This is a genomic window from Streptomyces sp. CAU 1734 (genome assembly GCF_039888735.1).
GTDB lineage: Bacteria > Actinomycetota > Actinomycetes > Streptomycetales > Streptomycetaceae > Streptomyces.
On the sequence record NZ_JBDQQP010000019.1, the window covers coordinates 89,504 to 114,150 of the forward strand.

The following is a 24,647-nucleotide window of genomic DNA, read 5'->3' on the forward strand; positions in this document are numbered from 1 at the left end:
TCACCATCGGCTCTCTGACCGCACTGAGAACTACCCCCGCGCGGGCGGGGACGACCCGGCCGCTGCCGGTGCCGGTGGCGCCGTGCCGGAACTACCCCCGCGCGGGCGGGGACGACGGCGAAGGCGCGGGCCGCGTCCTGGAAGGGGAAGAACTACCCCCGCGCGGGCGGGGACGACACTTCGTGACCTGGGGTGTTGTCACGTGATCATGCTGTTTTGCTTTACATGCTTCAGAACCCTCTCCCAGGTGTCTGTGTCGGTGTGAGTGTCACCGGGTTCTGTAGCACGGTATCCATCCGGATGGCCGCTGTGCCGTCAGTTCCCCTACTCGGCAGAGCAAAACAGAGCAGGGACGGGGGCAGGGAGTTCCAGCTGGCCTCGTCGCTTCCCAGGCGACGGTCAGGGCCTGGCGGGTGAGGTCGACGCGGCTCAGCTCGGTGGTTATGCGATCATCGCCCCGGTGGTGTGGCCATCCAGTGGCCGGGCGGCGAGTTCGGGCAGCCGGTCCGTCCACGACACGGTTGCGGTCTGCTCGGTGCGGTCGGCGGACCGCTCGCGCAGTTGCTTCAGCCGTGCCGTCAGCAGGTACTCGGCAGCACGCTCCCTCGCCATATCGGCGGCCTTCGTCGCCGCGGCAACAGCGTCCGCACCGTTCGGGTTGCGCTGGAACCAGCGCCGGTTCTGCTCGGTCTGGTACGCACGCCGGGCCTCGGCCTCGGCCTCCTGGGCGCGGCCCAGCATCGCCAGAGCGTCGTCCTGGTACTCGCCGACGGCCTGCTGTGCGGCCTGGAACGCGGTGAACGCGTACGCGTCCTCAGCGGCCTGAGGATTGGCCTCCAGGGTGGCCACGTCGGTGATCTGCAGGAACTCCTGCCACGCGGCGGCGCTGCGGGCGCCGATGGCCGTGCGGGCCCCGGCAACGGCAGCCGCGATGCTGCCCGGGTCGCTCAGATCGGCGGACCCGGCCGCCGCGAGGAGACCGGCCTCATCGATCAGGGCCTCGGTCTGACGGCGGTGGTCGCACTCCTCGCACAGCCCGGCCGACCGGCCGCGCCCGCAGTCCTGGCACGCCAGCGCCTGGCGGACCACGTCGGCGGCGGCCGTGGCCGCGCGTTCGCGCTCCTGCTTCTCAGCGGCTGCCGCACGGGCCTCATCGCGCCGGGTATGTTCCGCGCGGGCCTGCTCCTGACGCCAGGCGAAGTCCTCCGCCTCCAGCGCGGCGTACTCACGCAGGCGGGCCTCGACGGCGTGCGAGCGTGCGTTCTCACCGAGACCGGGCTGTTCCCGGTCGACATCGGCTGCGGCCCGGGTCCGCCAGCCGCGGCGGATGTGGATGACGTTGGCGCAGTTCTCGCAGTCCTGCCCGGTGTCGAGCCGGATCCCGTCGTCGCACTTGCGGTGCGAGCACGCCTGCCGCTGGGGCAGACCCCGCCGGATCAGCCACGGGAACGGCTTGCCGACCAAGGCCTCGCCGCCGGTCTCCGCCAGCCGGTTGGTGAGCCGGTCGGCCAGCAGCCGCGGCGCACCCTCCGGCGCCACTCCCAGGCCCGCCAGCTGTGCCAGTTCCGCCCTCGCGGCGGCCTCCACCTGGTCCTGCTGCCACCCCGATAGCCGCTCCCACAGCCACGCCACCGGCTCCAGAGCCACCCGCAGACGAAGAGCGGCAGGCAGGGCCCCCCGCTTCCGCTGCTGCGCGTTTTCCCACCCTCCCGCCTTCGGCCGGCCACCGGCGCCAGCCCCGGCAGCCCGCTGCCCCACCCGCTCAACAACGGGGGACTCCCCCGGCTTTTCCCCGCGCAGCGGGCCGCCCTGAGCCACTGGCTTGCCGTTCCCGGCAACGGCGGCCTGGCCGTCGATGGCCAGGCCCTCGCCCGCGCACACGCGCTCCGGCCGACGGCTCTTCGCACCACGGCATTCGCCGGAAAAACCACCAGAGAGCGAGAGGGAAAAGATGGGAGTAACCACAGAAGCGTGAGAGGCGTGAAGGTGTGCAGCATCGGCGCGGTCTGCCGAATCGGCCTCCAAGCCCGCCCCGGCGCCCCGGACGCAAGTAACCACAGGGGGCACAGCCTCAACCGTCGCCTCATGATCTCCGGATGCAGTAACGGCGAGGTCTGAAAACATGGCGTCGGCGACCTTCCGGGCCTCCCGGACGGCGATCCCGTGCGCTCTGGCGACCGGCAGTAGCCGGACCCGGCTACGGGTGTTCAGTCCCGACACGGTCTCGCGCCGGTCGACCGACAGCACGTCCTGCTCCTGGAGCCGGGACAGCAGCTTCGCCCCGCCCGCCGGCGAGCAGCCCAGCAGCCGGGCAGCCGTCGCCGCCGGACGGCCCCGCTCGGTGTCCACGCTGCCCGAGCACAGCCGCAGCCAGCCCTTTGCGTTCGACGACAGCACCATAAGCAGCAGCCCGAGCCGGTCCGTCGCCGCCCCGCGCCCCGTACGGTCCGCGAGCATCCCGGCCGGAGTCGTCCGGCCGTCCTTGTGCGTCCAGCCTGGCGCGAACAGGGTCTCGATCAGCTTCAGGAGCACGATCAGTTCCACCCGCGACAGGGCCAAGGCGTGCCGACGGTCCCCGCCGTGCTGCGCCCGGTACATCGGGATCACCCAGCACTCCAGGCCCGTCATTCTGCCAGCCGGGCTGACCGTCTCGTTCGACCCGAGCACGCCACGGTCGCGCAGCTGCGGAAGGACGTGGTGGGCGATCCGGGACGGCTTCAGTCCGACCCACCGACCGAGCTCCTTCGCGGTGATCGTGGTGCAGTAGTCCTTCGCGACCTGAGCCTTCGCCATCAGCACCACCGCCGCCAGGCGCGCGGGGTCACCCGCCCCGTCCAGGGCGGGGTCGGACACCAGGGCGCGTACTGCGGTGAGCAGCCGGGTGCGCATCGTCTCCGTCAGCTGGAGCGGGTTGCCCACCTTCAGCGGCACGACCGGCCCGGCCTGATCCGGGACCGACCGCAGCCGACGGCGCGCAGCCTCGCTGGCGAAAATACGGGGCCGCGGGAGTGCGGCCGCTGCCGCCACGGCGCTCACCGGCCCACCGCCCCGGCGAGGGCACCGGAAGTCGTACGGGCGGCGATCTTCTGCGTCTGCACGGGGCCGGTCTGCACGCCGGGGCGGACACTCCTCTGAGCAGCCGAAACGCTCGACTCCTGATCCACGCGACGACCCTGCACCAGGAGCCCTGTGGACTGAAGCTGGTGAGCTCCGATTGCCCCCGTCCCTCCCGCCGGGCGGGCAACAACCTCGGATCGCGTCCTGCCACACGGGAAGCCGCCCCCGAGGAAGCTCCCGCCGACGGAGTTGCGGACGACGTCCGCGAGCGGGTGCACGAGCCGGACGGCCGACGCCGCGACCGAGCCCGGTGCGCCCCCTCCGAAAGCACCCCGCTTGTAGCTTCCTACCGGAAAACCCTCTTCCGGCATGAAACGGAAAAAAGTGGATGAACCGTACGCCGATTCCGTCACACGGGAAGGCCGCCGCGCCTGAACAGGGCTGAAACGGACAAGGTCAAGCTGACAAGGGGACACCACTTCAGGCACTATGAGAAACAACCTGCTCTCCATATGGCTGGACCGACCAGAGCCCTTGGGCTCGGCCGAACCGGATGTGTGGATGTGTCGGGTACCGCCCCCTTCGTGAGATGAGGGCGGGCCTGGATCGGGTGGTGGGAGTTTTCTCCTCTCCTCTTGATCTCGGTGAACCGCAGGGCCCCTGTCACGGGGCCCCGCAGATCGGCGGGACGTGGCCGTTGTCAGCGGCCGGGTCGTGCTGGTGTTACAAGGCCCTTGTCAGGGGGCCGACCCGCTTGTCGAAGGCGGGGTAGTACAGAGATGAACTGGCTCGATGAGCCGAAGCTCAGGACCGGCGTCAACCGGGATTGAGTAGCCGAACTGAGGTGTCACGCCCAGTCGGTGTGAAGGGCCGCGCTGGCCGAAGCGGATTGTCAGTCCGCAAGATGGCCGCGCGGCCGGTGGCGTCTACGTCACCCCGACCCCCTTGAATCCGAGGCTGGCGTCGGCGTGCCCTCATTCAGCTCAGCGGCCCTGGGGAATCGCTCTGCGAGCCGCTTGAGCAGGTGGATGTAAGCAGTGCGCTGCGGGCGCCGGGGGTTGCTCTTGCCCAGTTCCCAACGCACTACGGCCAGGCGCTTCACGCCGACCGCGTCCGCGATGTCTTGCTGCGTGAGGTTCGCGGCGAGGCGTAGCTGAGCGCGAACGAGTGGCGGCGGCAGGACATCGTCCAGGCCGTCGAGCAGGGCATCAACCCGCTTCAGGCGGTCCGGGTCGGACATAGCGCAGGCTCCCATGATCGATCGATCTCTGAAACATACACCATTTGATCTCCGGTGAAGGTGCGCCGCTGCCGTGAACGGTGCTGCGTCCGACGCCCGGTAGGGTCCGGGACCGTGCACCGACTCGCGCTTTTCGATTTGGACGGGACGCTGGCCGACCGGCAGTCGGCGCTCAGCGACGCGTTGACACGCCTGTGCCGATCCCGCGCTCTCTCCCCAGACGCCGAACTGTGGCTGCGCATCGAGCTGGCCGATCGCGCGACCGTCAACGACTTCGCCCGGCTGCGGGACACCTATGGCCTGGAGGCGTCGGCTGCGGATCTGTGGCAGGAATACGTCGACCTCATGTCGGCCGCCGTCACCTGCCGCCCCGACGTCCTTGAGGGCTTGGCCCACCTGCGCGCGGCCGCCTGGACAATCGGCATCGTCACCAACGGGGCCAGCGACATCCAGCGCGCCAAACTTGCCGGAACCGGTCTCTCCGACTTGGTCGACGGCGTCGCCGCCTCGGGCGACCTTGGGATCCGCAAGCCGGACCGGCGACTCTTCGAACTCGCGGCCACCCGGTGCGGTCGGAGCCTCGCGGACGGCGGCTGGATGATCGGCGACAACCCGATCGGAGACATCGGAGGCGGCCACCAAGCCGGCCTGCGCACCATCTGGCTGCGCGGCCGACCATGGCCCGACGGACTTCCCGCTGCACACCACGTCGTCGATGACGCCACCGACGCCATCACCATCCTGCTCAACGAGACCCCGGAGTAGCACCGTGGACCAGCCGACCGTCGGCATCCTCCACCCCGGCAGCATGGGCGCCGCCGTCGCCGCCTGCGCCGCGACCAACGCTGACGCAGTCCTCTGGTGCGAGACCGGGCGCAGCGCCGCGTCCGTAGAACGAGCCACTCGGTTCGGCCTGACGCCCGTGGGCGCGCTGTCCGAACTGCTGGACCGCAGCGACATCGTCATCAGCCTCTGCCCGCCAGCCGCAGCCGAAGACGTGGCCCGCGACGTCGCCGCTCACTCCTTCACCGGGATATACGTGGAGGCGAACGCCATCAATCCCGAGCGGGCACAGCGGATCGCCGCGCTGCTCGAACCGGCCGCGACCGTCGTGGACGGCGGCGTCGTCGGCTCCCCACCGGTTGGCGGCAAGACGCCGACCCTGCACCTCTCCGGGCCCGCCGCTGCGACCGCCCGCATCGAGGCGCTGTTCACGGGCACCGCCGTCCGGACAGCGATGCTGGGCACAGAGGTGGGGAAGGCATCCGCGCTGAAGCTGTCGTACGCCGCGTTCCAGAAGACCTCACGGGTGCTGGTGGCGCTCGCCCTCGGGATGGCGCGCGAGTATGGCGTCGACCAGGAGCTCATCGAGGTCGCCTCACGGCGCACCGACTCGTACCTTTCCGAGCCGCAGTACGTCGCCAAGACCGCAGCCCGCGCCTGGCGATGGGGCCCGGAGCTGGAGGAAGCCGCCGACGCGCTTACGGCCGCTGGCCTTCCGTCGGAGATGCTGCGCGCGGCCGCGTCCACGCTGGCACGGTGGCACGAGGCCAAGGACGACGGCGAGCTCACGCTCACCGACGCCCTAGACCGACTCGCCCAGCCGTAGCCCGCGCTCATGCCTGCTGCGCCAGCAGCTGTTCGATGAGCCGCGCTGCGTCCTGCGGAGATGCCGCCGTGGTGTCGACAGTCAGGTCCCAGGTCATGCCCGGGTGCGCGTCCAAGTCCTCACGGGTCGCATCCCACGCCATCAGGCGCGCCGCGGTGTCGCTGTCGCCGCGCCCCGCCGACCGCTGCTCGGTCACCTCGCGCGGGCACCACAGCAGCACCACCGACCAGTCGGCAGGGTAGCCCTCGACCAGCGCGCGGATGCCATCGACCTGGCCGAGATGCACCACGGGGACCCCGGCCGTGAACGCCGCGTCGACGCCGGGCCGGTCGATCACGTACGTGTTGCCGTACCGCGCGTTCGCATAGACGACGTCGCCCGCGGCCTTCAGTGCGCGCAGCTGCTCCGCTGTGCCCATCCGGTAGCCGGCGGCCTTGCCCGCCCCCACCTTGAGCCGTGCGAACTGCGCGTACCTCGAGTGCAGCTCGGTGAGCGCGGCGGTCACGGTGTCCTTGCCCGCCGCCGGCGGGCCGTACAGGATCACGCCCTGCTTCGGCTTCACGCGTTCATCGCCCCTATCGCCTGCCGGGCCTGGTCCGCGAGGGTCACCGCAGTCCCCAACCTGTTGTCCACCACCAGGTGCGGAACCGCCGGACGCAGCTCCAGATCGATCGTGGCCATGTACTCCTCCCACCGCGCCAGCTTCCACGCGTCCCGGGCCGCAGAGCGGAATCCGATGTACTCGCGCATCGACTCCTCGTCGCAGCGGACCCACACCGGGAAGACGTCGACGCCCAATGACCCCGCGCGATTGGCCAAGCGCTGCATCCAGGCCGGATCTGTCAATTCCGCGATGAACGGCGCGCTCAGCACCGTGCTGATTCCGCACCGGATGTTTGCCATGGCCGCCTGCATCAGGCAGTCGTACTCCACCGGCCGAACGTTCTTCCGGTAGAGATCCGTGTGCCGGTCATTCGCGTCGCCGCCCAGCGCGACCAAGAGGCGTTCCACCAGCGGGCGGGTCAGCGGGTCCTTGTCCAGCAATGGCCATCCCGTGAGCTGCACCAAGAAGCGGGCCAGCTCGGTCTTTCCACTGCCCGCGTACCCTCCGACGAGGATCAGTACCGGTCGATGCGGGTCGCCGCCGGTGTGACGGCGCTTCCAGGCATCGATGATCCGCTGCTGCAGAGCGAAGTGGTCAGCTTCTTCACTGCCAGGCGCGATGCGGTGAATCGCCCGCTCAACGGCCAAGACGTGCGCGCCATTGAGCCGGTCGTCCATCGGCGTGATCTTGAAGGAGCTCTCCTCACCTGGCAGAGCGGTGCGGAAGCCAAGGTCGGGCTCGGTTGCCCGATAGAGAAGACAGTAGGCACGCCGGTAATGCGGACCCGGGTAGACCTCGCCCTGCTCGTGCTGCCACAAAGTCTGGGGATTCGCCGCCGGAATGCCCTTGAGCCTGGCCTGCTCGGCCACCTGGCGAAGGCGTTCGCCGGCCTTCTCTAGCGTCAGGCCATGAGCCTCGCGCTGTTCACGCAACCGGTCTGGCCGCCATCCCGCTCGGTGCTTCCCCACCCTCTGCCCCTCCGTCATTGTCATGGCCGCGAGCCTAGGGCGCTGGCCTCGAATCTCATGTGTACGCGGATGTTGAAAACCCGTGAATGCGGGTGTGCACAGGCTTCGACAAGCCGCTGTGATGTTGCGTCATGCCCAGCGCGAGTGTGATGGCCCCCACACGGCGAGCAGTTATGAAGGGGTTGCAGTGGGCGAGTTCCAGGGCTCAGGCGTCGAACGCGTACTCCAAGACGTATGCCGCACTGTCCATGGTCATTTCGTTCACCTCGACCGCGCGGAGGTCTGCGTCGTAGGCCGTTCGACAGAGCTTGATGACGGGACGCTCCAGGGGCATGGCCAGTCCCTCGGCTTCTTCAGCGACGGGGAGTCTGCAGCGGATCTCCTCGCGGAAGTGCATAGGTCCGTGGCCAAGCTCAGCGAGCCGGGCGTACGTACCGCCTTCTCCAGTGTCGACACGCATGATCGCGGTGCCTTCGGCCAGCTCAAGAGGCAGGTAGGAGGTCGCGAGCATGACCGGCCTACCGTCCAGCACAAAGCGACGGGACCTGGCGCATACGGGCTCGTCTTCATCGAGCTCCAGCATGCGGGCGATGTGCGCGGGGACTGGCACGCTGTCGACCCGGACATCGATCGTGACGGGCCGTTCCTCGTCGGCGGACCAAATGGATTTGCCAGCACCCCACTGCTCACGCGCGAGTCGTTGGATGCCATGGCGTCGGATTGGGCGGAACTCGATGACGCGGGCACCGGCGCCCTTCTTCGATTCCACCAAGCCCTCGATCCGCAGGATCTTGAGCGCCTGGCGGGCGGTGAGAACGGCAACTTCGTACCGAGCAGCGAGCGCGCTCTCGCCTGGCAATCGATGGCCAGGCTCGTACTCGCCCGACTCGATCGCTGCCTTCAGGTCGTCGGCAATCCGCTGGTACTTGGGCCGCTGCGGGCCCGTCTCACTCGCCATACGTCTCCCTACCTCGTTAGCGATCCTACGGCGGCTGGCTATCGAGGACCCGGCAAGGGTGTCTCGGCGTACGGCAAAGTTACCGGGAGAGCGTACCTCGTTAACGTGCTCCTTGACATCGTTAACGAGCTTCGCTGTACTGAAGCAATGCGAACCTCGCTAACGAGGTGAGAGCGGGGGCGCCGAAGGGCGCTGCTTCGCTCTGTCCACTCGCCATCGGGACGCCTTCCGAGCTCAGCACGTCAGAGAGGAGCACCACCCCATGAACGTCACCCGCCACCCCGCCCTCAGCCTCGCCACCGAGACCTTCGACGCAGAGACGCTCGTGCTCTTGGAAGCGGTCGATGTGCCGCTCGCCAACTTCGACCACGTGGACATGGACATCGCCTTCGGAACGCCGCTGGAGATGTACAGCCTGGTGACCACGGACGAGCTGGCCCGATGGGACGTCGCGGCTGCGGTGAAGAAGGGCAAGACCAAGGCCCGCGACGAGGTCATCGCGGAGTCCAGGGCGCGGCGGGAGGCAGCGCGGGACATCCTTGCGGCCGACCCGTCGATCACCGAGCTGGTGCGCGAGCTCCTGGTCGACGTGCTCCTCCCCCACGCCGCGCACCTGTGCATCACACCGTCGGCCGGTGTCACGTCCTTGCCGCTCGCGGCATAGCTCAGCCGGGTCCCTCGCGGACCCGGCTCTCCCACCCGGAACCGCCCCTGGCGGCGCCGGATGAGGGAGCCGGATCTCGGTCCCCACCTGCGCAGACCGACCCATCGTCGGCGGGCCACGCCAGGCGCGAGCCCAGAGACGAGAGCAGGCGGAAACGCCCGGAGGGCCCTCGGAAGGGTCCGAAGGAAGCGTTCGTTCTTTGAGAACTCCACAGTGTGATTCATCCACCACCGCAGTACCGGCCGTGAATGCACCGGCCGGGGATGAGTGGAGACCCATCGCGAGGGTCGACACCCTCGCGACGTCAAGAACGACGCGGCACACCTTTACCGCACTGACCGCCCGGACGGATCTCCCGGACGGCCCGCGGTCCGCGTCTCCCCGAGATCTGGCAGCGGCTGCTGGGGAGCAGCCGCTGCCGCGCCATCCACCCAGGTAGCCCTGCGCTACCTGCGGGCACCAGCCGCGATTCGTGTCTGGTGCCCGCGGGGGGTACAGCAGGACACCCCGAACACAGGTGCGCCGCCCTGGGATAGGAGCCCGGGGCGGCGCGCACAGGCCAACCCTCGAAAGGAACACCTGTGCAGACAACGATGCTCTCACGGCCGGTTCCGGCCGTCTCCCCCTTCAGCGGCACCCCGCTCCGCGACTCCAACCCCTTTTCCCTGGTCACTCTCGGCGTGCGAGCCGGGGCGACGTTCGGGGAGACGGGAGAGGCCATCCAGCGAGAGGAGGACACCAGCGGCCCCGACGGCACCGGCTACAGCAACGAGCCGGAGCCCGAGGCCCGGTTCCACCGTCTCGTGCGGCACCTCGTCGCCGACGGCGACCGGCGGGCGGCCCGTCTCGGCCGCCAGGCCCGGCGCACCCTCGATGAGATGTGGGCCCGCCCCGGCACGGAAGCCGCCGTCCGGTGAACCGTCGGCTCCGCCGCCTGGCGACCCTGGCATGGCAGTGCTGGATGTGCCGTAACCAGGTCGACGACCACCTCAAGCGCTGCCCCAACCACTGATTCCGAGAGGACTCACCATGCTGACGACCATCCGTCGACTCATCCGGGCCCTCGGATCGTGGACGTGCCCGAACTGCAACTGCCTCAACACCGGCGACAGCAGCGACTCGTGCGCCTTCTGCATTCCGGACGGTTGCTGATCCCCATCGTCACCGCGCGGGATGCCCAGCACCACGCGCTGCGGGCCATCGCCCTCCACGGCCTGGCCCACCCGGCCACCCACGCCCTGCTCGCGCTCGCCGCCACGACGGCCGCCAGGGCGTGGGACGCCGGACATCGCGTCGCCGCGCTCCATCCCCCGCCCCGACCTCTGGAGCACTCATGACCGATCCCAGCACGGTCCCCGTGCCGGAACCCGACGCGGATACCGGCCCGAGTTCCGGCACTGCGGTGGACACCGTCCTCGCCGGGGTCCATCAGGCGCTGGAGACCGCAGTCCTGAACCGCCTCGACACCGGCACCCCGAACTTCGGCTGACCAACTGCCTTTTCCCCCGCCGCTTGGCCCGCGACTGACCGGGCCCGCCTGGCGGGAGCGGATCACAGATTCCTGTCCGCTTCCCTGCACCACTGGAAGGCCGGCCGGCCGCCCGCCTGACGGGCGGCCGGCTTTTACGCACCTCCGGCCCGGGATATGCCCGGATCCGGTGCACTCCTACGGAAGGACACACATGGCCGACCAGCCGCACACACAGCAGGCCGCGACAGCGCGAGCCGCCTACATCAAGGGCGACATGGTCCTGGTCCGAGACGCCGAACGGTTCTGGCTCGGCCTGCCCGGCCACACGTTCGTCGGCCGGGTGGAGCGCTCCTGGCGGCACGCCGACACCGGCAAGCTCCTCTACGACCTGGTGGAGCTGAGCGCCAGCCGCGTCCGCGCCGGGATCGACCCCGACTACATGCGGCCGCTCCCGGCGGCGGACGCGATGCACGACATCGACACCGCGCCGCTGAGCGAGCCGGACACCGGGGCGATGACCCCGGCCGCCGTCGCCTGGCTGCGCCGGCACCTCGGACAGGACAGCAGCACGCTGCCCGCCCGGCACTGACCACCTCACGCAGACGGCCCTCCGGATCCCCGGCATTCAAGCTGCCGGGGATCCGGAGGACCTGGTCACGACCCTACCCACCGACACCGAACCACGGTGGCCTCTTGCACGGAGGCGCCACAACAAAAAAGAGAGGACAAGCCTGTGGCCCCCAAGACCGCCACCCCCCGCCGCCAGCGCCAGGCCGCCCCGGCCACGAAGCCCCGCAACTCGCGCGCCAAGGCTTCGACGCCGGTTTCCATCCCCGCCCAGGCCGCTGCTCCCGAGGAGACGGTGCTGGTGTACCCGGAGGCCGACCCGGTCTGGGCCGACGCCGCCGACCGCGCCGCCGACATCCGCGACCAGGCCGCCGACACCGCCGTAGGGATCGTCGCCGACGGCGAGCAGCAAGCCGCCGAGCTGCTCGACGGCGCCCGCACCGAGGCGGCCTCGATCACCGAGACCGCCGCGAGCGAGCAGTCCCGTTTCCTGGCCGCCGCCCAGTCCGACGCCGACCAAGTCCGTGCCGAGGCTGACGCGACGGCCGAGCAGCTGCTCGCCGACGGCGAGGCCCGCGCGGCCGAACTCCTGGACAGCGCCCACGACCGGGCGCTCCTGGTGGTGGCCGACGCGGAGCGCATCACCCGGGACGCCGCCGACACCGCCCGGGCCGGCGCCGTCGAGTACCTGGCCGACGCGCGGGACCGTGCGGCGGACATCACCGACCTCGTGGCCGACACCGCCCGGACCCTCGCCGAGCAGACCGGGCTCGCCCGCGAGGACGCGGACCGGGCCCTGTCCGCGGCCCGGAGCCAGGCTGACGCGCTGCTGGCGGAGGCCAGCGTGTTGCGCGCGGAAGCGGCCCAGAAGGCCACCCGTCACCGGATCCTCGCAGCCCGCCAGGCGTACGAGCTCGGCACGACCGCCCGGACCGGGGCCGACCGGCTGCTCGCCGGTGCCGAACACCGGGCCCGCACCGTCCTGGAGTCCGCAGCCGCCGAAGCACAGCGGCTCACCGCAGAGGCGAACAGCGCGGCCGACGAATGCCGGGCCGACGCAGACCGCATCCGCGGTGAGGCACAGGCAGCAGCGGGCGCGCTGATGGCCGGTGCCGAGGATGACGCGGCCCGGCTGCGCGCAGACGCGCGCCAGCACGCCGATGAGGCGACGGCGGCCGCCGCGGCCCGCGCCGATCAGCTGCTTTCCGCAGCCCGGACCGAGGCCGACCGGCTGCTTGCCGAGGCACGGACCGCGGCCGATGAGGTCGCGGCCGGGGCGGAGCGGCTGCTTGCCGACGCGCGCCGCCGGGCCGAAGAGGTCACCACCACGGCGGCCGCGCAGGCGGAGCGGGTCCGCACCGAGGCCACGCAGTCCGCGGCGAAGGCCCTCGCCGACGCGGAGACCGCGCGCACCGAACTTCTCGAGGCGGCGGAGCGCACCGTCAGGGAGACCCGCGCCCGCGCGGCCACCGACGCCGAACAGCTCCTGGAGCAGGCGCGGGGCGAGGCCGACCGGGTGCGCGAGAGCGTGGACGCCCAGGCCGCGCAGGTGAAGGCCAGTGCGGAGAAGGCGGCGGCCGAGCTGCGTGAGGACGCCGCCCGCGAGCGGGAGGTGTCCCGTGCAGACGCGGCTCGTACACGCGCGCTGGCCAAGGAGGACATCGGCCGGCTGCGGGCGACGGCGGCCGAGGACGCCGAGCGGCTGACCCGCACCGCCCGTGAGGAGGCCGACCGCCTCCTGACCGCGGCCCGTACCAAGCGGGACGCGGACCTTGAGGAAGCCGAGCAGGCCCTGGCGCGGGCCCGGCTGCGGGAAGCGGACGCGGACGTCACGCTGAAGGCCGCCGACGACATGGTTGCCGAGGCCGCCGCCCGGATGAAGCGCGCCACCGACCGCACCGAGCGGGCACTGGAACGCAAGCGCCTCAAGCTCCAGGCCAGAGGGGAGCGCCGGGACGCGAAGGAGGCCCGCAAGGCGAAGGTCCGGGAGCTACGGGCCGCGGATCGTGTCGGGAGGCCAGCCGTCGCGGACCGCGTGAAACAGTTCGTGAAGGTCAACGCCGAGCGGCTGATGGTGGTCGGTCCGATCACCGCCCCGATGGCCGTTGCGTGGACGGGCCAGGCCGGGTTTGCCGAGGACATCCTCGGCTGGGTCATGCCGTTCACCATCTTGTTTGCCGCCGCATGGGAATTGAGCACGGCTTTCGTCGGGTGGATGTACCACCAGGCCCGCAAGGACTCCGACGCTGGCACCGTCTACCGCATCAGCACGTGGATCTTCGCCCTCGGGGCGGCCGTCATGAACTACTGGCACGCCTCCGGGATGCCGGAGGAGGGCACCCGGGTCTGGGACGCGAAGAAGGAGATCTGGACGGAGCAGATCACCTACTGGCACTTCACCCCGAAGGCGGTGGCCTTCGCCGCCATGAGCATCGTGGGAATGATCTTGTGGGAGCTGTACGCCTCCCTGATCCACCGTCGCAAGCTCCGCGCCGACGGCAAGGTCGCCACCGCCCGGCCCTCCATCGGGATCGTGCGCTGGTTCCGCTACCCGAAGCACGCCTGGACCGCGTGGTCGCTGGCGATCACCGACGCGGAGCTGACCACACTGGACCGGGCGTGGACCGCGGCTCAGGTCCGGCTCACGGACCGCAGGTCGGTCCGCCGGGCAAAGCTCGCGGACCGCAGGGCGGTCCGGTCCGGACATACCCTCCAGCGCGTGGTGGTCCCCCGGGTCCGGACCGGCGATCACGGTCCGGCCGCCATCCCCGCGGTCCTCACCCTCACCCGCACGGACCGGTCCGGACCGTCCCACACCCTCCGAACGGCCGGCCCGGTCCACCCCGGTCCGCACAACGCCGGTCCGGTCCGCCCCGGTCTGTGGGGCGAACACGCGGTCCACGGGCCGGTCCGGACCGCGTTCGGTCCGGACCGTGAGAGCGGTCCGGCGCTCGCACTCGAAGCCGGTCCGGACCACCACACCGGCGCTGACCTGGACCGGACGGACGGTCCGGACCGGAACGCGCGGGCGCTGCCCGCCACCGGGACCGGCCCCGCCGGACACGGCCTGACCGTCCGCACCGCCGACTCCGGACCGGCCGCATCTGCCGCAGACCGGTCCGGACCGCGTACGCACCCGGACCTGGAGACGGACCAGTCCGGGCGCGGCGGTCCGGACCGGACCGTCATCACGCTCACGGACCTGGAGCGCACGGCGCTGGACCGGCTCCGGTCCAAGGACCTGCCGCTGAACCGGTCCAACATCGCCGCCGAGGTCCGGACCGCCGGGGGGACCATCGCCACGGACCGGGCCGGACAGATCGCCGCCGCACTCAAACAGCGCACCGCCGCCTTCTGACCGACCGGTCCGGACCGCACACGGTCCGGGCGCGGTCCGGACCGTTCCTGACGCCGCGTCGTCACCCCCGCCCTGCGGTCAGCAGGGCGGGGATGGCGACGGCCGCCAGGCCGACCCGAGTGCTGCGGCCGCTTTCCAGGGCCCGCCGCAGCACCAGGGGAACCACTCCGCACCCCGGACAAGGGAGCAGCACATGGGTGACAACTACTCGGCCAGCACGGAGACCTCCGGCAGCACCGGCCCGGACCAGACCAGTCCGGCCGCCCCGGCGGACGTGATGGCGCAGGTCCAGGCCGCCCACCAGGCGCTCGGCGACGCGGTCGCCAGCCGGATCGAGACGGACCGCAACAGCGCCTGACCGTTCCGCCGTGCATGAACCGGGGGTGCGCCGGCCCGCTTTCCAGGGCCCGGCCGACGCACCCCCTCCGCACTCCGAAATTGCTTCAGGAGGCACCTCACCATGGCCTTTTTCGGCCTGATCGGCAACGACCGCCAGATGGCGGACACCACCTATTGCGAGCGGGAGTCCGCGAGCGAGAAGACCGCCCGCAAGCGCCGCGCCGCCCACCACCGCAGCGCCCGCGCTGTGGACCGGCAGGGACAGGCGTGGGAGGACGGCGAGCGCCGCCGCCAGGACCGCAGCGGCTGGTGGCGATCCCAGTGACCACACCCCAGCCCCGGCCCGTGCCGGATGCGAAGACGGTCATGACCCGCCGCACCCGGCGGGCACGCAAGGCCGTCAAGACGGTCCGCTCCGCCCGCCACGGCGCCGCCGCGTGCACCGGCCGCTGGGCTCTGTTCGATGCGGCGGAGAACGAGAACGCCTCCCCCGTCATCCGCATCGAGGCCGCCGCCGTCTGCGACACCTGCCCGCTGCGCGCCACCTGCGGATTCCGCGTCACCGTCCGCACCCTCACGGGCGCCTCCTCCTGACCCCTGCACCGGGCCGGGCCCAACGGGCCCGGCCGGTCGGTCTTCCCTCTGGAGTTCTCAGTGCTGCTCAGCCGCTTGTTCATCCGCCGGCCCCGGCGCCTGCGGCACCTGCGCCGCCTCGCCGCCACCGCCCCGACCGCGCCGCGCACCCTCACCCGACTCCCCCCGCGCCTCACCCCGCACGGCACCCGGCAGGTTCTGGTGGCGGGTGTTGGCGCGGACGAGATGCGGGTCCGCATCTGGCTCCACCACGACCAGCACGGCCGCACCGACACCGCCCACATCCGCCGCACCGCGCACCGGCCCGGGGGTGACCAGCGATGACCAGCCCTTCCAGCGGCGGTCAGCCGATCGAGCCGACCAGGATCGAGATGTCCGGGGAGCGTACCGACGACCGTAAGGCACCGCCCCCACCCCCGCTTTCGGTCCCGCCCGCTCCCCTGTCTCCGTCGGACGCGCTGGCCGGGAGCGGGGATGAGTTCCTCCCGCCGCCACGGCGCGATACTCCGCCTCCGGCCGGGCCGCCCGCCGTGCCTCCTCCCCCGCTGCCTCCGTCAGATGGTGGAGGACCGGGCCTGCCCGAGCCCCAGGACTGGTGGCGCGGCGGCGGGGACGACGGCAGGGTGGCGACGGTTCCCGCCCCGGTGTACGTGGCGGCCCCGCCGGTCACCTACGTGACGCACAATCACTTCTATCCCGCCACTCAGACCGCCCCGGCCCGCTTCTCTCTGAGCCGGCTGCGCCCGGTCTGGAACGGCACCGCCGCCCTGACTGGGCTGCTCCTGGTACCGGTCACCGGCCAACTGGACGTCGACCACTTCGGCGTTGTCTACGCCGCGGCCGCCATCGCCGTCGTCGGTGAGCTGGGGGCTCGCATGAAGCACCGGCGCAGCGGCTGGCCGGTACGGGTGCTGTCCTGGCACGTCGTGCAGATCGGCTTCCTGACCCCGGCCGGGATCCACGCCCTCGCCTACCTGTTCACGGGGGCCTGACGGTGACCGGTATCCAGCTCTCCTACGGCGGCCTGGGCCTGGCGGTCGCCGTCCTCGTCCTGACCGCCGCACGCTGGTGGCGCACCGGCCGTCAGATGCCCGGCGCCGCCGCGCTGAGCGGCGGCCTGCTGATCGGCCTCCTCAGCGCCCTGTGCTCCGGCGGCCTCCTCGGCCTCGCCGCGCACTGGCTGACCGCCGAGGCCACCAATCCGCTCGGCGACCGGATGACCGGCACCGAGGCCCTGCTCGCCGACGCCGCCCCGGCGGGAATGACCGCGGGCGGCGGCGTGGCCACCACGCTCCTGCTCCTCGTCGTCGTCCTGGCCTGGCGCTGCTGCGACAACCAGCTGCGCCGCCAGATCGCGGCCGGCGCCGTCTCCGCCTCGGCCCTCGGCCTGGCGGGCGGCATCTCCGGCCTGTCCGCCGTGGCGCTCATGCCCTCCGTCAACGCTCTCGGCGACCACCTCCTCAGCCAGGTCGCCGCCGCCTACCAATAGCCCGCCCAGCCGTTCCGCACCACTTCACGTCGGAGGTCACTTCCGTGCTCAACATCCCCGCGTCCTCGCTGACCGCCGGCGGCCTGGCCGTCGGTCTCGCCATCCCGCTCCACTTCCTCGCCCACTGGCTCAAGGCCAACCTCAAGTCGAAGAAGAAGGACTGGAAGACCCTCGTCCCCTTCGCCGGCGGCGTCGCCTACGGCGGCATGGCCTCCATGTGCACCGGCGGCCTGATCGCCTTCGGCGCCGGAGCGATCACGTGGCTCGGCAACGGCGCCGGATCCTTGGCGATGTGGGGCGTCACCGGCGGGAACACCACCCGGGGCGTCCGCGTCACCCCGGTCGAGCTGTCCGCCGAGGGCAACATCCTGATGTTTCTCCTGACCATCATTGTTCTCGGCCTGTGGAAGGCGATCAACTCCGCCGAGAAGAAGTTCGCCACCCGCGGCATCGTCGCCGGCGTCCTGCTCGGTCTCTCCGCCGTCCTCGGCGGCGCGGTGGCCGTCAGCGTGATCCCCGCCGTCAACAACCTCGGCGCACGGCTCCTCGGCGCCATCGGCTGACCCCCCTTTTTTTTTTGCCGTTTCCCGGCGCCATCGGCCGCCCGCACCCCCGGCACACCGCTCCTGCGCCCCTGGCGGCCAGGGGCGGCCCCCGGTGTGTGCGGACGGCCGTCACCGCCCGGCCCCGGCCACCTCGCCCGTCCGCCCCCCCTTTTGAGGAGCACCGTGACACCCCATCTGCCCGACCGGATCATCCTCGACGCCGAATTCGTCGAGGACGACGAGCCGACCACCACCACGGCCGCGGACGGCAACGAGTCCGGGTCCGGTGTCGGCAGGCCCGGCCCGGCCGGCCGCGCCGCCACCTTCCTCAGCGCGGCCGTCACCCACCAGATCACCGCCGTCCGCGAGGGCCTGCGCGTCCTCGTGGCCGAACGGTCGGGGTGGTTCAACAGCGACAGCACCCTGGTCACCGACGCCCACGTCCGCGCCGACCTCCTCAACGACCGCTACGCCACCTGGCAGCAGGAACAGGCCCGCGAGGCGCAGCGCCTGACCGAGAAGGCAGAGGCGCTGGAGAAGTCCGCCGACGCGAAGCAGGCCGGGGGCAGCGCCGACGACGCAGGCCCGGGCGACCACAAGCGCGCTGGCGCGGATGCCGAGAGGCTGCGCTCGGAGGCTGCCGCGTGGCGCGAGCGGATCCGGCAGATCGAGGCCCAGCCCTACACCGGGCACCGCGAGCCCACCGCCGCCGAGCTTGCCGGGCACCGCAAGCGGATGGCCAACCGCCGCCGGTGGAAGTCGATCGCGATCGGCCTGGCTGCCGGGTGGTGCATGCTCCAGGCCGGCGGTCCCGGCCTGCTGGGCGGCATCCTGGGCACACTCGTGGCCGTCGGCTGGGCGAAGGGCCGTTTCAGCACTTGGCGCGCCGCCCCGCCGGAGGTCCCCCAGCTCGACTACGCCGCCCCGGCCACCCCCACGTCTGTTGCAGCGGGCCCGGGGGCGACTCCCTTCGTCCCCGGCCAGACCGGTCCGGCAGGTCCGGCGTTCACCAACCCGGTCGCTGCCGCGCCCGGTTTCACCGCGTCCTGGACACCGGCCGACGCCCCCTCGACCACCCACGCCTCGGCCGGGCCGGCCGGGGGAGAGCTGACTTGCGAGGAGAGCGACCAGCTCACCGAGGCGATGCTCGCCGCCGGAGCGATCAGCGAGGGCGCCGTCCGTCTCGCCCGGCCCGGCTCGATCACCCGCGTGCCCGGGGGGTGGCTCGCCCACCTTGTCCTGCCCACGGGCGACGGAGTGACCGCAGAGACCGTCCTGCCCAAACTGGGCCAGATCGCGGGGGAGATGGGACTGGACCGGGCGCGGTTCTTCATGGACCCGGTCCACGCCTCTGCCGGCGGCAACGCCAAGACGATCGCCGTCGCGGCCTTCCACCAGGACCCGTTCACCGCCCCGCGACCCTCTCCCCTGCCTGGCATGGAGGCGGTCGATGTCTGGAGCGACGGCATCCCGGTCGCCTTCGACGCCTTCGGCGCTTTGGTCAACCTCGTCCTCAAGGACACCAGCCTGGCGATCGGAGGGGCCTCCCGCTCCGGCAAGGGCGCGGCCCTGCGCGGCATCATCGCCGGAGCCCTGCTGGACCTTCGGGTGAACCTGCGCCTGGTCGACGGCAAGGCACCCGGGCAGGACCGGTGGAGGCGTTTGGCCGCCACCTTCGTCGACGAATCCGGCACCAAGGGAGCCAAGCGCACTCGCGCTCTGCTGGAGGCCCTGGTCGCCGACCTGGAACGCCGGGCCTCGATCCTCAAGCGGTACGGGATGGAACAGATCGACGACCCCGCCCTGATCGCCGAACTCGGCGGGCTGGAACTGGTCGTCGTCGACGAAGCCGCGGCCGTCACCGGAGACCGCAAGCACGGCCCGGCGATCAAGGAAGCGCTCAGCGCGCTCGCCGCCCGCGGGCTGGCGTTCGGCATCATCCTCGTCATCGCCACCCAGGTCGTCACCAAGGGCAACGACGGCGTCCTGCCCCGCCTGGTCACCGGCAACATCACCTGGAAATGGGCGATGCGGGTCACCGAGACCACCGAGTCCAACATGGCCTTGTCCCAGGGCGCGGCGAAGGCCGGCTGGGACGCCTCCAAACTCGACCCGGCGATCCGGGGCATGGGCATCCTCCTCGCCGACCGCTACCGCCGCATCCGCTCTCTCTGGCTCGACGGCCCCGACCTCCTCACGCTGATCGACACCATCACCCGCATCCGCACCACGGCCGGCCGTATGCGCGGGCAGTGGGCCGACCCGATCGAAGCCGCGATGCGCAACCTCAGCACCCCGCCTCCCGGACACACCGCGCCACCGCGACCGGCCTCCCCCACCGATCCGGACGACGAACCCGGCGATGACCCGGACGGCCTGGACGGCCTGGACGACGAGCTCGGCCCCGAGACCGAGGACTGGCAGGACGACACCGGCACCGAAGACGGTGCCGGGGACGACGAGGCCGTCTCCGCCGACGGCGTCCCCATCCTGCTGCTGCGCGCACACCGGACGCTGCTCGATGCCGGCGGCCGGATGCACACCGGACCGCTCGCCCAGGCGCTCGGACACGAGGACTCGCGCAAGCTCGGGATCACCCTCAACAGCCTCCTGCGGGAGGTCGGCGTCGAGCGTCCGGCGGGCGGCCAGCTCCGCGTCCCCGGCACCGACAAACCCGGCCTCGGCTACTACGCCGACACCCTCGCCACCGCCATCGACCGATACCGAAAGTGACCACCGCACCCCAGACAACCCCTACAGCGGCATCCCAGACGGCCCGTCTGGGATGCCGCACCTGTAAGGGGTCATGACCTGCGTGTATGGGTTGTCTGGGGTCAGGGAGTCCCCACGGAATCCCGCCTGCCGGGCCCCAGACAACCCATACACCCGGCCCCAACCCCAACAACCCCAACACCCCATACAACCTCACACACAGTCACCAGAGATGGAGTGTGAACACCACGACATCCCGGCACGCCACCGGCCCTGGATCCACGTCCTCTGGCACCCGTTGACCGGCCGACGACCGGCCAGCCAACTGCCCCGCCCCTGCGCCCCCCTCCACCCCGCCCGGGAGGGCGAGGACACCGCCCACATCACCCGCACAGACACCGTCAAGGGGCTCTTTCACGCACTTCTGGCCCGCGCCCGCTACTGGCAGCGCCCCGCCGTCGCGGTCCTGTTCGACATCCCGCTCGCCACGGTGGAGGCGCAGAACGCCTCCCGCGACCGGGTGGTCCGGGCGCACGTCGTACGCGAACTCCATGACCTGACGCCCACCCGCGAGCAACTGCTCGACGAAGGCTTCGCCACCGTCCACCTGGCCTCCGAACTCGCCACGGCAGGAGCCGGACGCCGAGCCGGACGGCGGGCACCAGGCCGGTGCCGCCAGCCTCGCCGCCCGCGCCGCACCATCCCACCGGCGCCGGGGATCCCCGACGTCCCATCACCATCCGGCTCGACCACTGACAAGGAGTCCTTCATGACCGCCCAGACCAAGGCCGACACCTTCGCCGCGCTCCGCGACTGCTTCGCCGCCGACCTCGCCGCCCTCATCGGAGACCATCCCGAGCGCGGCACCACCCCGAACGACTTCATCGATCTGTCGAAGAAGTCCGCGACATCCTCGCCTCATCCAGCATCGGCCAGTGGCAGGACGCCGGCGAGGAACTGGACGCCGCCGTCACCTACCTCACCGACGCACTGACCGACCCCGGCGCCGACCAGCCCACACTCCTGGCCCGGGCGCGCACCGTCTTCGCGACGGCATCGAGACCGCCAGCTGAACGCTCGCTCGCCTGAGTTGAGCGCACTCTGTGCCGCCCCGAACCCCGCCACCTGCCGGAGCCCGGGGCGGTCGCAGTGGCCCCTCAACCCACCAGGGGAGGAGATGGGCGTCATGCCCCTGCCCTACTTCGAGGTCGACGTCCCGATACACACCAACGACCGCGCACTGCACGGTGTGCACGTCTTCACCGGCAAGGCGGCCTCGGCCACCGAAGCCCCGAACCGCGCCCGCGGCTAACCGCGCACGTGCAGGCCGAATCCTCTGCGGCCCGGTACCTCCAGGCCCTCCTTCAACCGCAGTGACGGGATCTCATAGTCACCGAAGTTCTGGCGCCGGAACGCAATCGGCTCGGTCGTCTCCAGCGACAGCAGCCGCTCCTTCCACGCTGTCGCGGCGTCCTCGAAGTCGCCGCCGGTGATCTTGTCGGTGCCGTACAGCACGAACGGCGGCAGCACCTCCACGCCCGGGTAGTACAGGATCCCGTGGTGGATCGGGAACAGCAGGTCCTCGATCGGGCCGTTGATCCCACGATCGGTGTAGTGGGACTCCGGTCCCCCGACGGTCACCGACAGGATCGCCCGCCTTCCCTGCAGCGTCCCCTCACCGAAACGCTCGCCGTACCGGGTCTCGTCGTGCACTCCGACGCCGTAGGCGAAGCGGAAGGAGAACACCCGATCCACCCACCCTTTGAGGATCGCCGGCATCGTGTACCACCACATCGGGAACTGGAAGACCAGCGTGTCGGCCCACAGCAGCTTCTCCTGCTCGGCCGCCACATCGGGCGTGAGCGCGCCGGCGTCAAATGCCCCTGCCGAACTCGGTACCACCCGCAGTGGGCTCGTAGCGTGCTCGCCGAAGTCCGCCCCGTCCACCACCGCCTTCCAGTCCATCGCGTACAGGTCGCTCACCCGCACTTCGTGCCCCGCGGCTTCGAGAGTGGACACGGCGATGCCCTTCAGTGAGCCGTTCAGCGAACGCGGCTCGGGGTGGGCATAGACAATGAGCGTCTTCATGGCTGTTCCCTCCAACAAGGTCTGTAGCCATGGATGCTCGGCCGCCGAAGCCGCGTCGTACAGGGGCGCCGCTTCCGCCGGACGGGACTTCCTGGTAACGGCAGGACCACCCTCACCTGCCGCGCCGAGGCCATACTGGGGGCATGGACGATCTTGCGGGCTTCCTGCGGACCCGGCGTTCCCAGATCGACCCGGCGGCCGTCGGTATCCTCACCGACAGTCGCCGCAGGGTCGAAGGACTGCGCCGTGAAGAGGTCGCGCACTTGTCCGGAGTCAGCGTCGACTACTACGTACGCCTGGAGCAGGGCCGCGCGACCCAGCCCTCCGGGCAGATCCTCGACGCGCTCGCCCGCGTTCTCGGCCTCGACGAGACCGAACGCGGGCACCTCCACCGGCTCACCCGGCAGCGCCGCCGCCTCGCGAAGGCACCGGGAGGGCGGATGCGGCCGGAGCTGCTGCGCGTCCTCGACCTGGTCGCCGATGCACCCGCGCTGATCATGGACCACCGCCTCGACGTGCTCGCCGGCAACCGTCTAGCCGGGCTCCTCTTCGGTCGGCCGATGCCGGGCCTGAACACCGCACGGCACATCTTCCTGGAGGAGGACGAACGCGGCCTCTACGCCGACTGGGAGACATGCACCCTCGACGTGGTCGGGCACCTGCGCCTGGCCGCCGGGAAGTACCCCGAGGACCCCCGCCTGGCCTCGCTCATCGGCGAGCTGGCGATGGGCAGCGAACGCTTCCGCCGCCTCTGGGCCCGTGCCGACGTACGCGCCCGCACACACGGACGCAAAGCGTACAGAAACCCGCTGGTCGGACTGCTGGAACTACACCAGGAGAACTTCGCACTACCGAACGAATCAGGCATGGAGCTACTGGTGCTCTCCGCGGCCCCCGACAGCCCCACTGAGGACGGGCTGCGCCTGCTCGCGAGACTGGGCGCGGAAAGCGATGACGCGCAGACCGAAGCCGATTGCACCCCGTCGGAGACTGAAAACACCTGTTCGCGGGGGCCGTCCGGCGGCCGCTAGCCCGAATCCAGGAGGCCGGCCCTCCACCGAACGCTGGGGCCCAGCCTCCTTTGCGATCAGGGACGTGCCGGGTCAAGCCGTTGATCGTCCCTCCCTGCGCAGGGAGCGATCCCGGGGCAGCCGGCACCACGGTGAACATCCGCCGCGCTGTCTTCCGCCGCAACCGATTCCACGGCTGGCCCGACCGCCCGCCCCGCCCCCGAACCGCACCCGTGGCGGCCGGGGACGGGACAGGCCGCCCGGCCCCGCACCCCGGATTCGAGTTCGGTTGCCTCAATGCTCTGCGGCTTGCGGCCACAGAGTGTTCCGGGCTCTGGCCCGGGGGCCCCAGGGGGCGCTGGCGACGGTCGCTGGGGAGGTGAGCCCCAGAGCGCCGTTGTCCTTGCCATCCCGCATGTGGTCCAGCCAGCGTTCGTACCAGGAGAGGAAGTCCCGGGCCGAAGAGACATTTGGGGGCCAGAAGCCATCCGCGTTACCGGTGAGCATGCGGCCCGTGAGGGGTCCAGTCACGCCGATGAGGCACAGGTCTGTGCAGCCCATCTCGATGATGTGGAGGAACAGGTCTCCTCGCAGTGCGTTCGGGTGGTTCACGTGATGGAATCCCCGCGGGCTGCCGTCCGGCGGTTGGCGGTCCATGGTGAACAGCCTGCACTCCTCCAGCGGAAGCAGACCGTAGAAGGGGCCGGCACCGCTGCCCCCGAGCTCGACCAGGAACTCGCGGTAGGCCAACGGCAATTCGATGTGGTGTTCGCCCTCGAAGACGTCCGCCTGCACGGAACTGATGCGCGGGCCAAGGCGAAAAGCGTGGCGCTCAGCACCCGTCGAGTGGCTGCGCTGCACCTGGTACGGCACCTTCGCCAGCTTGGAGCGTATGCGCGATATCCGGGAGTCCATCGGAGGATCTCTTCTCTCGTCCGCCGCCACTCTACTGGCGCACCCGCATGAGACATCACCGGATGTCTGGAGAACCACCTGGATCAACGCCCTGACCGCCGCAGTCGGCCTCGCGCTCGTCATCGACCTGGCCGCCGACGCCGCCGCAGTCCTCACCACGGTCGCCCCCCCCGTCCGCACCTACCTCACCACCCACACCCAGGGCCTCCCGGTCGACGCCGCCACCGCGTACGCCCTTTGGCAGATCACGGGCCTGGTCGGCCTGGTCGCCGGGTTCATCCGCATCACCGCCGCCCGCACCCTCTGGATCACCTGGGGTGCGGCCAGTGTCGCCATGATCCGGCAGACCGCGCCGGACAGCAGTCGCACCGTCGCCACCGGCATCGCATGGAAGCACTGGCTGAACAGGACGTAACGGTGCTGTTCAAGGCCGACGCTGAGCGGATGGCAGAGAGGGAC

At 71.0% G+C, this 24,647-nt stretch carries 27 protein-coding genes; 20 read left to right on the forward strand and 7 right to left on the reverse strand.

Translation table 11 applies throughout. The annotated features are described in order from the left end of the window. Window positions 1-441 precede the first annotated feature (441 nt). Both AAFN69_RS29860 and AAFN69_RS29865 read right to left on the reverse strand, forming a co-directional pair. Complete coding sequence (locus AAFN69_RS29860; protein WP_347731992.1) at window positions 442-3,036, reverse strand: hypothetical protein; 2,595 nt, start codon at window positions 3,034-3,036, stop codon at window positions 442-444. Window positions 3,037-3,988: 952 nt separating this feature from the next. Further along, window positions 3,989-4,297 carry a helix-turn-helix transcriptional regulator gene (locus AAFN69_RS29865; protein ID WP_347731993.1) on the reverse strand — a complete coding sequence of 103 codons (309 nt, stop codon included), beginning with the start codon at window positions 4,295-4,297 and terminating at the stop codon, window positions 3,989-3,991. A 114-nt stretch (window positions 4,298-4,411) separates the two neighbouring features. On the opposite strand from AAFN69_RS29865, the gene AAFN69_RS29870 reads away from it, so the two are divergent. Beyond that, a complete protein-coding gene (locus AAFN69_RS29870) occupies window positions 4,412-5,062 on the forward strand; it encodes an HAD-IA family hydrolase (protein WP_347731994.1) in 651 nt (216 codons plus the stop codon). Window positions 5,063-5,066: 4 nt separating this feature from the next. Continuing rightward, on the forward strand, window positions 5,067-5,906 hold the full coding sequence (locus AAFN69_RS29875) for a DUF1932 domain-containing protein (RefSeq protein ID WP_347731995.1): 840 nt from the start codon (window positions 5,067-5,069) through the stop codon (window positions 5,904-5,906). Between the two features lie 7 nt (window positions 5,907-5,913). Here AAFN69_RS29875 and AAFN69_RS29880 read toward each other — a convergent pair whose 3' ends face one another. The 3 genes from AAFN69_RS29880 to AAFN69_RS29890 form a co-directional block, all read right to left on the reverse strand. Continuing rightward, entirely contained in the window at window positions 5,914-6,468 is a 555-nt protein-coding gene (locus AAFN69_RS29880; RefSeq protein WP_347731996.1) for a guanylate kinase, read from the reverse strand. After that, on the reverse strand, window positions 6,465-7,502 hold the full coding sequence (locus AAFN69_RS29885) for an AAA family ATPase (RefSeq protein ID WP_347731997.1): 1,038 nt from the start codon (window positions 7,500-7,502) through the stop codon (window positions 6,465-6,467). Before AAFN69_RS29885 ends, AAFN69_RS29880 begins: the two co-directional genes overlap by 4 nt. 181 nt (window positions 7,503-7,683) lie before the next feature. Then, a complete protein-coding gene (locus tag AAFN69_RS29890; protein ID WP_347731998.1) occupies window positions 7,684-8,436 on the reverse strand; it encodes a GntR family transcriptional regulator in 753 nt (250 codons plus the stop codon). 262 nt (window positions 8,437-8,698) lie between these two features. On the opposite strand from AAFN69_RS29890, the gene AAFN69_RS29895 reads away from it, so the two are divergent. The 16 genes from AAFN69_RS29895 (at window position 8,699) to AAFN69_RS29970 (ending at window position 21,487) form a co-directional block, all read left to right on the forward strand. Continuing rightward, the gene (locus AAFN69_RS29895) at window positions 8,699-9,100 is read left to right on the forward strand and encodes a hypothetical protein (protein ID WP_347731999.1); all 402 of its coding nucleotides are present in this window, start codon (window positions 8,699-8,701) and stop codon (window positions 9,098-9,100) included. A gap of 581 nt (window positions 9,101-9,681) precedes the next feature. Continuing rightward, entirely contained in the window at window positions 9,682-10,017 is a 336-nt protein-coding gene (locus AAFN69_RS29900; protein ID WP_347732000.1) for a hypothetical protein, read from the forward strand. A gap of 204 nt (window positions 10,018-10,221) precedes the next feature. Then, window positions 10,222-10,437 (forward strand): hypothetical protein, encoded by a 216-nt coding sequence (locus AAFN69_RS29905; RefSeq protein WP_347732001.1) that lies wholly within the window; start codon window positions 10,222-10,224, stop codon window positions 10,435-10,437. Beyond that, window positions 10,434-10,589 carry a hypothetical protein gene (locus AAFN69_RS29910; protein ID WP_347732002.1) on the forward strand — a complete coding sequence of 52 codons (156 nt, stop codon included), beginning with the start codon at window positions 10,434-10,436 and terminating at the stop codon, window positions 10,587-10,589. Before AAFN69_RS29905 ends, AAFN69_RS29910 begins: the two co-directional genes overlap by 4 nt. 193 nt (window positions 10,590-10,782) lie before the next feature. After that, on the forward strand, window positions 10,783-11,160 hold the full coding sequence (locus AAFN69_RS29915) for a hypothetical protein (protein ID WP_347732003.1): 378 nt from the start codon (window positions 10,783-10,785) through the stop codon (window positions 11,158-11,160). 144 nt (window positions 11,161-11,304) lie between these two features. Beyond that, complete coding sequence (locus AAFN69_RS29920) at window positions 11,305-14,496, forward strand: hypothetical protein (protein ID WP_347732004.1); 3,192 nt, start codon at window positions 11,305-11,307, stop codon at window positions 14,494-14,496. Between the two features lie 193 nt (window positions 14,497-14,689). Beyond that, complete coding sequence (locus AAFN69_RS29925) at window positions 14,690-14,854, forward strand: hypothetical protein (RefSeq protein ID WP_347732005.1); 165 nt, start codon at window positions 14,690-14,692, stop codon at window positions 14,852-14,854. Window positions 14,855-14,956: 102 nt separating this feature from the next. Further along, window positions 14,957-15,160, forward strand: a complete 204-nt coding sequence (locus AAFN69_RS29930) for a hypothetical protein (protein ID WP_347732006.1) — start codon at window positions 14,957-14,959, stop codon at window positions 15,158-15,160. Then, complete coding sequence (locus AAFN69_RS29935) at window positions 15,145-15,429, forward strand: hypothetical protein (RefSeq protein WP_347732007.1); 285 nt, start codon at window positions 15,145-15,147, stop codon at window positions 15,427-15,429. Before AAFN69_RS29930 ends, AAFN69_RS29935 begins: the two co-directional genes overlap by 16 nt. Before the next feature lie 60 nt (window positions 15,430-15,489). Next, complete coding sequence (locus AAFN69_RS29940; protein ID WP_347732008.1) at window positions 15,490-15,753, forward strand: hypothetical protein; 264 nt, start codon at window positions 15,490-15,492, stop codon at window positions 15,751-15,753. A 299-nt stretch (window positions 15,754-16,052) separates the two neighbouring features. Then, the gene (locus tag AAFN69_RS29945) at window positions 16,053-16,421 is read left to right on the forward strand and encodes a hypothetical protein (RefSeq protein ID WP_347732009.1); all 369 of its coding nucleotides are present in this window, start codon (window positions 16,053-16,055) and stop codon (window positions 16,419-16,421) included. A gap of 2 nt (window positions 16,422-16,423) precedes the next feature. Further along, window positions 16,424-16,918 (forward strand): hypothetical protein, encoded by a 495-nt coding sequence (locus AAFN69_RS29950; RefSeq protein ID WP_347732010.1) that lies wholly within the window; start codon window positions 16,424-16,426, stop codon window positions 16,916-16,918. 44 nt (window positions 16,919-16,962) lie between these two features. Further along, the gene (locus AAFN69_RS29955; RefSeq protein WP_347732011.1) at window positions 16,963-17,481 is read left to right on the forward strand and encodes a hypothetical protein; all 519 of its coding nucleotides are present in this window, start codon (window positions 16,963-16,965) and stop codon (window positions 17,479-17,481) included. A gap of 165 nt (window positions 17,482-17,646) precedes the next feature. Beyond that, on the forward strand, window positions 17,647-20,196 hold the full coding sequence (locus tag AAFN69_RS29960) for an FtsK/SpoIIIE domain-containing protein (protein ID WP_347732012.1): 2,550 nt from the start codon (window positions 17,647-17,649) through the stop codon (window positions 20,194-20,196). Between the two features lie 211 nt (window positions 20,197-20,407). Then, complete coding sequence (locus AAFN69_RS29965) at window positions 20,408-21,169, forward strand: hypothetical protein (protein WP_347732013.1); 762 nt, start codon at window positions 20,408-20,410, stop codon at window positions 21,167-21,169. A gap of 192 nt (window positions 21,170-21,361) precedes the next feature. Further along, window positions 21,362-21,487, forward strand: a complete 126-nt coding sequence (locus tag AAFN69_RS29970; protein ID WP_347732014.1) for a hypothetical protein — start codon at window positions 21,362-21,364, stop codon at window positions 21,485-21,487. Here the strand turns inward: AAFN69_RS29970 and AAFN69_RS29975 are convergent. Continuing rightward, on the reverse strand, window positions 21,484-22,263 hold the full coding sequence (locus AAFN69_RS29975; protein WP_347732015.1) for an NAD(P)H-dependent oxidoreductase: 780 nt from the start codon (window positions 22,261-22,263) through the stop codon (window positions 21,484-21,486). The two genes, AAFN69_RS29970 and AAFN69_RS29975, sit on opposite strands and share 4 nt — an antisense overlap. Window positions 22,264-22,406: 143 nt before the next feature. Here AAFN69_RS29975 and AAFN69_RS29980 point away from each other — a divergent pair, with 143 nt between their 5' ends. After that, window positions 22,407-23,294 carry a helix-turn-helix transcriptional regulator gene (locus AAFN69_RS29980; protein ID WP_347732016.1) on the forward strand — a complete coding sequence of 296 codons (888 nt, stop codon included), beginning with the start codon at window positions 22,407-22,409 and terminating at the stop codon, window positions 23,292-23,294. 273 nt (window positions 23,295-23,567) lie between these two features. Here AAFN69_RS29980 and AAFN69_RS29985 read toward each other — a convergent pair whose 3' ends face one another. Next, complete coding sequence (locus AAFN69_RS29985) at window positions 23,568-24,188, reverse strand: SMI1/KNR4 family protein (protein WP_347732017.1); 621 nt, start codon at window positions 24,186-24,188, stop codon at window positions 23,568-23,570. Between AAFN69_RS29985 and AAFN69_RS29990 the strand changes: the two genes are divergently transcribed. Beyond that, window positions 24,166-24,603, forward strand: coding sequence for a hypothetical protein (locus tag AAFN69_RS29990; protein WP_347732018.1), 438 nt, complete (start codon window positions 24,166-24,168; stop codon window positions 24,601-24,603). The two genes, AAFN69_RS29985 and AAFN69_RS29990, sit on opposite strands and share 23 nt — an antisense overlap. Window positions 24,604-24,647: the final 44 nt, after the last annotated feature.

Bases quoted from the DNA above. Each gene is read 5' to 3' on its own strand.
- AAFN69_RS29915 (WP_347732003.1), top strand. From the start codon at position 10,783: ATGGCCGACCAGCCGCACACACAGCAGGCCGCGACAGCGCGAGCCGCC.
- AAFN69_RS29865 (WP_347731993.1), bottom strand. From the start codon at position 4,297: ATGTCCGACCCGGACCGCCTGAAGCGGGTTGATGCCCTGCTCGACGGC.
- AAFN69_RS29965 (WP_347732013.1), top strand. From the start codon at position 20,408: ATGGAGTGTGAACACCACGACATCCCGGCACGCCACCGGCCCTGGATC.
- AAFN69_RS29930 (WP_347732006.1), top strand. From the start codon at position 14,957: ATGGCCTTTTTCGGCCTGATCGGCAACGACCGCCAGATGGCGGACACC.
- AAFN69_RS29985 (WP_347732017.1), bottom strand. From the start codon at position 24,188: ATGGACTCCCGGATATCGCGCATACGCTCCAAGCTGGCGAAGGTGCCG.
- AAFN69_RS29890 (WP_347731998.1), bottom strand. From the start codon at position 8,436: ATGGCGAGTGAGACGGGCCCGCAGCGGCCCAAGTACCAGCGGATTGCC.
- AAFN69_RS29980 (WP_347732016.1), top strand. From the start codon at position 22,407: ATGGACGATCTTGCGGGCTTCCTGCGGACCCGGCGTTCCCAGATCGAC.
- AAFN69_RS29975 (WP_347732015.1), bottom strand. From the start codon at position 22,263: ATGAAGACGCTCATTGTCTATGCCCACCCCGAGCCGCGTTCGCTGAAC.
- AAFN69_RS29990 (WP_347732018.1), top strand. From the start codon at position 24,166: ATGCGCGATATCCGGGAGTCCATCGGAGGATCTCTTCTCTCGTCCGCC.
- AAFN69_RS29970 (WP_347732014.1), top strand. From the start codon at position 21,362: ATGCCCCTGCCCTACTTCGAGGTCGACGTCCCGATACACACCAACGAC.
- AAFN69_RS29925 (WP_347732005.1), top strand. From the start codon at position 14,690: ATGGGTGACAACTACTCGGCCAGCACGGAGACCTCCGGCAGCACCGGC.
- AAFN69_RS29910 (WP_347732002.1), top strand. From the start codon at position 10,434: ATGACCGATCCCAGCACGGTCCCCGTGCCGGAACCCGACGCGGATACC.
- AAFN69_RS29885 (WP_347731997.1), bottom strand. From the start codon at position 7,502: ATGACAATGACGGAGGGGCAGAGGGTGGGGAAGCACCGAGCGGGATGG.
- AAFN69_RS29895 (WP_347731999.1), top strand. From the start codon at position 8,699: ATGAACGTCACCCGCCACCCCGCCCTCAGCCTCGCCACCGAGACCTTC.